7 protein-coding genes are annotated in these 6,637 nt (G+C 65.9%); 2 read left to right on the top strand and 5 right to left on the bottom strand.

Translation table 11 applies throughout. The features are described from left to right. The coding region (locus BLU15_RS25675) for a TOBE-like domain-containing protein (protein WP_176960353.1) at nt 1-486 on the top strand (486 nt) is incomplete at its 5' end. Between the two features lie 163 nt (nt 487-649). Next, nucleotides 650-2,014, top strand: a complete 1,365-nt coding sequence (locus tag BLU15_RS25670; protein WP_090299236.1) for an FAD-binding oxidoreductase — start codon at nt 650-652, stop codon at nt 2,012-2,014. A gap of 32 nt (nt 2,015-2,046) precedes the next feature. On the opposite strand, the gene BLU15_RS25665 is transcribed toward BLU15_RS25670, so the two are convergent. From BLU15_RS25665 to BLU15_RS25645, 5 genes are all read right to left on the bottom strand, one after another. After that, nucleotides 2,047-2,556, bottom strand: coding sequence for an RES family NAD+ phosphorylase (locus BLU15_RS25665; protein ID WP_060529103.1), 510 nt, complete (start codon nt 2,554-2,556; stop codon nt 2,047-2,049). Then, on the bottom strand, nt 2,556-2,927 hold the full coding sequence (locus BLU15_RS25660; protein WP_060529162.1) for an antitoxin Xre/MbcA/ParS toxin-binding domain-containing protein: 372 nt from the start codon (nt 2,925-2,927) through the stop codon (nt 2,556-2,558). The genes BLU15_RS25665 and BLU15_RS25660 overlap by 1 nt, the downstream gene beginning before the upstream one ends. A 71-nt stretch (nt 2,928-2,998) precedes the next feature. Then, complete coding sequence (locus BLU15_RS25655; RefSeq protein WP_090299233.1) at nt 2,999-3,784, bottom strand: crotonase/enoyl-CoA hydratase family protein; 786 nt, start codon at nt 3,782-3,784, stop codon at nt 2,999-3,001. Beyond that, a complete protein-coding gene (locus tag BLU15_RS25650) occupies nt 3,781-4,650 on the bottom strand; it encodes a hydroxymethylglutaryl-CoA lyase (RefSeq protein WP_090299231.1) in 870 nt (289 codons plus the stop codon). Before BLU15_RS25650 ends, BLU15_RS25655 begins: the two co-directional genes overlap by 4 nt. Continuing rightward, entirely contained in the window at nt 4,647-6,635 is a 1,989-nt protein-coding gene (locus BLU15_RS25645) for an acetyl/propionyl/methylcrotonyl-CoA carboxylase subunit alpha (protein WP_060529106.1), read from the bottom strand. The genes BLU15_RS25650 and BLU15_RS25645 overlap by 4 nt, the downstream gene beginning before the upstream one ends. Nucleotides 6,636-6,637: the final 2 nt, after the last annotated feature.

Here is a 6,637-nt window from a genome sequence, read left to right as displayed (position 1 = left end):
GTGATCGAACAGGTCGGCACCCCCGACGAGATCTACGACCATCCGGTCTCGCCCTTCGTCTACGGCTTCATCGGCCAGTCGAACTGCCTCAATGTTACGCTGCAGAACGGCGAGATCTGGTTCGAGGATCGGCCGATCGGGCTGCGCGCCCCGTCCGAGCCCGACGGCCCCGCGAAACTGCACTTCCGCCCGCATGACATCGAGTTGGTCGACGGCTGCGGCGGTTGCCTTGCCGGCCTCGTTGCCGCCAGCCGCCGGGTTGCCGGCACCCGTCATCTCGAACTCGACCTTGGCCGCAACCATCCGCATGTCGAGATCGAACTCTCGCCCGAGCGCGCCGCTGCCGGCGACCACAGCCGCATCGCCTTCCGACCGACAAAGTGGAAGATCTTCAGGGAGGAGCAGGCGAATGCGGCCCCAACGCCGGAGCCGCCGGCCGAAGTGGAGACCGCCGAACCGTTTGAACTGGCACGCACCGGCAGCTGACCGGTCGCGCTCCTAGCCCAGTTTCGCCCGTCTCGTCATGCCTAGCGTGCAAGCGCGCCGACAACGACGGGCTGAGAGTCGCCGTGCGGATATCGGTTTGCTTCGCGATGCGCTAAGCAGGGACGCCCGCTGCCGACAATGGCTGCGGAACCAGGAGAAGCGCATGACGATCGTCGACGACCTGAAACAAGCCCTCGGCGACATCGTGCTCACCGGCACGCAAATCGGCGAACGCCACCGGAGCGACGCCAGCCTGACCGGCCGGGAGCTGCCCAGAGCCGTGATCCGCCCGACAAGCAGTGGCGAGATCGCCACGGCCCTCCGGCTCTGCAACGAGAACGGCCAAACGGTCGTCGTCCAGGGCGGCCTCACCGGACTTGCCGGCGGCGCCAATGCCGGCAACGACGCGGTGGTGATCTCGCTCGAGCGTTACACCGGCATCGAAGAAATCGACCCACAGGCAGGCACCATGACCGTGCGGGCCGGAACGCCGCTCGAAGTGGCGCAACGCGCCGCCGAAGACGCCGGTTTCCTGCTGCCAATCGATCTCGGCGCCCGCGGTTCCTGCCAGATCGGCGGCAACCTCGCCACCAATGCCGGCGGCATCCGGGTGCTTCGCTACGGCGTGACGCGCGACAACGTGCTCGGTCTCGAAGCGGTGCTCGCCGACGGCACGATCATCTCGTCGCTCAACAAGATGATCAAGAACAACACCGGCTACGACCTCCGGCAATTCTTCATCGGCTCCGAAGGAACGCTCGGCGTGATCACCCGCGCGGTCCTGCGCCTGCGGCCCTTGCCCGCCGGCCGGCTGACGGCGCTCTGCGCTCTCGAAAGCTACGACGACGTGGTCGCCTTCCTCACGCGCTGCCAACGCCGCCTGCCCGGCCTCTCGGCCTTCGAGGCGATGTGGGAAAACTACTTCCGCTTCAACGCCGAGGCGGAGAAGCTGAAGTTCTTTGACGAAATCCCGCCCTTCGCGGTGATCGTCGAGCAGGATCTGCTCGGTGATGCCAGCGAGCGTGACGGCTTCGAGGCCTTTCTCGGTGAGGCGCTTGAAAATGGGATCATTGCCGATGCGCTGATCGCCCAGTCGGAGAAAGAAAGCCGTTCGTTCTGGAGCGTGCGCGAAGGCCACGCGATGGACAGCCAGCTGCCGGCGCTCGTCAACCTCGACGTCAGCCTGCCGATCGGCGATATCGGCCGCTTCGCCACGGAATGTGGAGCGGCTCTATTTCAACGGTTCCCGGCCGCCCATGTCTCCTTCTTCGGCCACGTCGCCGACAGCAACCTGCATATCGCCTTTTCGGAGCCTGACAGCGACGCGGACACGCCGCATATCGTCGACGGCATCGTCTACGAAATCGTGCGGCGCTACAAAGGCTCGATCTCGGCCGAACATGGCATCGGCACGCTGAAGCGGGATTTCCTCGACCATTCGCGCAGCCCGGCCGAACTCGAACTCATGCACCGGATCAAACGGGCGCTCGACCCGAACGGCATCCTCAATCCGGGCAAGGTGATCTGAGGCAGCCTCATCGCCACGCAAACGGCTCAAATTCAGAGCCAGGACGCCGGCGTTTTCGGCAGGCGCCCTTCGGGATCGATAACCTTCAGTTCGGAACCCTCGCCCGCGTTCCAGTGCCACAGCGCGACGCAGGTGCCGCCGGGCGACATGAAGGACGGATAGATCAGGCCATCGAAGCCTCGGTCGCTCAACGCCAGTTGCAGGCGGTGCGTCTCCGGCACCAGACCACGATCGAGCGCATCGCGCCATTCGCATCGGTGGATTTCTTCGGTGAGACCAAGGTCGGAAAGGATCTCCGGCGCCGTCAGATCGGCAAGACGGGCAAAGCGGAGTTCAAGCTGGGCGATCAGCGCCGGGTGTTGGACGAAACCCTGATTGTATTCGGCCCAGGCGGTCGAGAGCTCGCGGGCGGCATAGATCGTCGGCGTTCCCACGGGATTCCACCTCCCACCGTACCGCCCTGCCCCTTCGCCCGAGAGCGGCGCATGCGCCCAGCGCGGCACATAGGCGCGCCAGAGGCGCACCGGCGCACCAACCGCCATCAGGCGTAGACACCGGAACGCACGGCTTCGAGATAGGCGAGCACCTTGTCGGCCTTGCCCTCGCCGACGAGATCATAGGCGGTCTTGCCGGCCCAGCCGGGGATCGGCTGGTGCTTGAACCAGATGACGGCGCGGCTGTCGTCGCCCGCCATTTCGCCGGCCATGGCAAGGATACGGACGACGCTGCTCAACGCCGCATCGACCTTTCGGGCACTGGACTTCGCCGTCAGCGTGTTGCGCGCGACACCGATCAGCTTCGCGAGTTCGGCAAGCGTCACGCCAAGGCGATCGGCAACCAGCCGAGCGGACAGGAAAGACGAATGGCTCTCGCCGTAGTGGGCGGTGGAGATGTTGAGACCGACAGCAGCCATGACAGGATCCGCACTTGTTTTGATCATCGTGTTATCAAAGTAAGATCAAAACATGCCCAAATCAAGGACGCCTATCGCCGCCAGGCGGGCTCGCGCTTGTCGAAGAACGCGCCGACACCCTCACGCGCCTCATCGGATTCCCAGCAATCGGCAAGCTGTTCGATGGTCGCGGCAATGGTCTCTTCGGTGATTGGAGCCCCAAGCGAGCGAGCCAGTCGCTTGGCCCGGCCGGTGGCCTCCAGCGCGACCGCCAGATAGGGCTCGATCTCCGTTTCGATCGCCGCATCCAGCGCGTCGGCGGCGACAACGGTGGTGGCGAGCCCCAAGGCGCGCGCCTCCTCCGCACCAAACAGACGGGCGGACATGAACAGCGGCCGCGCCTTACCCTCGCCGATGCGGGCGACGACATAGGGGCTGATGGTCGCCGGGATCAGGCCGAGACGTGTTTCGGTCAGGCCGAACTTGGCGTCGGTCGAGGCAACCGCCGCGTCACAGATGCTCATGAGGCCAACGCCGCCGCCAAAGGCATTGCCATGCAGGCGGCCGATCATGGGCTTCGAGATCTCGTTCAGCCCCTTGAACATCATCGCCAATCGCGTCGCCTCAGCAATGCGAGTCGCCCTGTCTGCATCGAACTGCTCGCGCATCCAGCCGAGGTCGCCGCCGGCGCAGAAGCTGCGGCCCTCGCCCTCAAGGATAACGACGCGGACAGAACGGTCGGCCGAAAGCTGCTCTGCCGCCTCGGTCAGTTCGCCGATCATCCGCGCCGAAAGCGCGTTGTGCTTCTGCGGCAGTGCCAAGGTCAGCCGCGCGACACCGCGTGCATCGGTTTCGATCCGGATCGTTTCGAAGGTCATGATCCCGTCCTTAAGGTCCGCGCGAAAGCGGCGGCCTGTTCGAGCTTCGCTAGGTCGAGCCCCGTCGAAAAACCCTTGGCCATTACGAAGGCGTTGACGGCGAGCGTGTCGACATTGCCGGCAGCACCCGGCGCATAGGGGCAGCCACCGAGACCGCCGGCCGAAGCGTCGAAGACCCTGATGCCGCGGTCGAGCGAAGCGGCAATGTTGTCGAGCGCGCGGCCGGAGGTGTCGTGGAAATGCCCGGCGAGCCTGTTGGCCGGAATGCGCTCCAGCACCGCGGCCAGCATCGCGTCCACCGCCTCTGGCGTGCCGCGGCCGATCGTGTCGCCGAGACTGATCTCGTAGCAGCCGAGATCATCGAGCAGGCCGGCGACGCGGGCAGGGCTCGCTGCGGCGATCGCACCCTCATAAGGGCATTCGACAACGCAACTCACATAGCCGCGCAGCAGAATTCCTTTTTCCCGGCACAGTTCGGCAACCGGTAGGAACCGCTCGATGCTTTCGGCGATCGAACAATTGATGTTCTTTTGCGAGAAGGTTTCGGAAGCCGAGGCGAAGATCGCCACCTCGTCGGCGCCGGCTTCGAGCGCGGCTTCAAGACCGCGCATGTTGGGCGTCAGCACCGCGTAGCGCGTCCCGGGCCGCCTCCGGATGCCGGCCATCACTTCGGCGGCGTCGGCCATCTGCGGCACCCATTTCGGGCTGACGAAGCTCGTCACCTCGATCCGCTCGTAGCCGCAATCCGAGAGCATATCGACGAGACGTATCTTCTCAGTCGTTGGGACGAGCGCGCTTTCATTCTGCAGCCCGTCGCGCGGCGCCATCTCGACGATCGTCACATGCCCAGGCGCCGCTCCGCTCATTCCGCGCTCTCCGGCTGGAGCATCACCAGCACGGCGCCGGCTGTCACCTGCTCGCCTTCGCTGACCTGCACGCTCTCGACCACGCCGGCGCGCGAGGCCGACAAGGTGAGTTCCATCTTCATCGCTTCCATGACGGCAAGCGCCTGGCCCTTCTCGACGGCATCACCGGGGCGGACCCGGATGAGCTTGACGATGCCGGGCATCGGCGCCGAGACCGCGTCGTCGGCGACCTCGCTTGAGTGACCGGCACCAAGCGCGTCCGGCAAGCGAAGTCCGTAGGTCTCACCATTCAGGAACAGCGTGATCTGCTCGCCTTCGCGCAGGAAACGGAACTCCTGCTGCGCGCCGGCGATTTCCGCCCGGGCGCCATCGGCAGAGCGATTGAGGATAACGACCGGCAGCGCCGCCGTCCCGGTGTGGACCGCAAACTGATCCCGGCCACGAGCCGCCAGCGCCACGGTCGTCCGTCCGCCCAGGTGTTCGATCGCGATGTTGCGGTTTGCGTCACCCCAAATCTGCCAATGGCCGAGCGAAGACCAGGGATCGGCCGATCCGTCCGGCTGCAAGGCTCCGGTCGAAATGATGGCCGCAAGCGCGAGGGCCGCATCGTTCGGCACCGGCGACGCCGATAGCCGATCGATCGAACGATCGATCAGGCCGGTATCGGGGTGCCCGGCGCGAAAATCCGGTTCGGCCGCAAGGCGGGCCAGAAAATCGAGATTGGTAACCGTGCCGCCGATGCGGCAGGCCCTGAGCGCAATCTCAAGCCTGGCCAGCGCCGTCGACCGGTTGGACCCGTGCACGATCAGCTTTGCAATCAGCGGGTCATAGAACGGCGTGATCCTGTCTCCCTGCCGGACACCGGCATCGACACGGACGCCCTCCTCCGGAAAGCTCAAGGTCGTGAGTTGCCCGGTCGCCGGCAGGAAGCCGCGCGACGGGTCTTCCGCGTAGATGCGGGCCTCGAAGGCCCAGCCGTCGATGGAGATCTCGCTCTGGCGTTTCGGCAGCGCTTCACCGGCTGCAGCCCGCAGCTGCCACTCGACGAGATCGATGCCGGTGATCGCCTCGGTGACCGGATGCTCGACCTGCAGCCGGGTGTTCATTTCCATGAAATAGAACTGATCCGGCCAGAGCCCGTCGGTCACGTCGGCGATGAACTCGACAGTGCCCGCGCCGACATAGCCGATCGCCTGCGCCGCGCGAACGGCGGCTTCGCCCATGGCGCGCCGCACTTCCGCGGTCATGCCCGGCGCCGGCGCTTCCTCGATCACCTTCTGGTGGCGTCGTTGCAGCGAGCAGTCGCGCTCGTAAAGATGCAGGATGTTGCCGTGCCGGTCACCGAAGACCTGCACCTCGATATGCCGCGGCTTCGTCAGATATTTCTCGATCAGGACCGCGCCGTCGCCGAAGGCCGCTTCCGCCTCGCGGCGCGCCGCCTCCAGCGCAGCCGGAAAGTCGGCGGCGCTGTCGACCCGCCGCATGCCCTTGCCGCCGCCGCCGGCGCGCGCCTTGATCAGCACGGGATAGCCGATGTTCACCGCTTCCCCGGCAAGGAAGTCCGGCTCCTGTGTCTCGCCGTGATAGCCCGGAACCACCGGCACGCCGGATTGCTCCATCAGCGCCTTGGCGGCATCCTTCAGCCCCATGGCGCGAATGGCCGACGCCGACGGTCCGACGAAGGTGATGCCGGCCGCCTCGACGGCTTCGGCAAAGTCGGCATTCTCCGACAGGAAGCCGTAGCCGGGATGAATGGCGTCTGCGCCGACGGAGTGCGCCGCCGCGATGATGCGTTCGGCCACAAGGTAACTGTCGAGCGCCGGCGCCGGGCCGATGCGGATCGCCTCGTCGGCCAGCGCCACATGCAGCGCGCCGACATCGGCATCGGAGTAGACGGCGACCGTGCGGATGCCGAGGCGCTTGGCTGTGCGGATCACCCGGCAGGCGATCTCACCGCGATTGGCAATCAGGAGTTTGGAAAACATCG

Origin of the sequence: Ensifer sp. YR511, assembly GCF_900103045.1 — a bacterium.
In the GTDB taxonomy this organism is placed as follows: Bacteria; Pseudomonadota; Alphaproteobacteria; order Rhizobiales; family Rhizobiaceae; genus Ensifer; species Ensifer adhaerens.
The sequence above is the reverse complement of the archived record's forward strand: the minus strand, read 5'-3'. Positions and strand labels throughout refer to the sequence as shown.

Bases quoted from the DNA above. Each gene is read 5' to 3' on its own strand.
- BLU15_RS25650 (WP_090299231.1), bottom strand. From the start codon at position 4,650: ATGAGCGGAGCGGCGCCTGGGCATGTGACGATCGTCGAGATGGCGCCG.
- BLU15_RS25660 (WP_060529162.1), bottom strand. From the start codon at position 2,927: ATGGCTGCTGTCGGTCTCAACATCTCCACCGCCCACTACGGCGAGAGC.
- BLU15_RS25645 (WP_060529106.1), bottom strand. From the start codon at position 6,635: ATGTTTTCCAAACTCCTGATTGCCAATCGCGGTGAGATCGCCTGCCGG.
- BLU15_RS25670 (WP_090299236.1), top strand. From the start codon at position 650: ATGACGATCGTCGACGACCTGAAACAAGCCCTCGGCGACATCGTGCTC.
- BLU15_RS25665 (WP_060529103.1), bottom strand. From the start codon at position 2,556: ATGGCGGTTGGTGCGCCGGTGCGCCTCTGGCGCGCCTATGTGCCGCGC.
- BLU15_RS25655 (WP_090299233.1), bottom strand. From the start codon at position 3,784: ATGACCTTCGAAACGATCCGGATCGAAACCGATGCACGCGGTGTCGCG.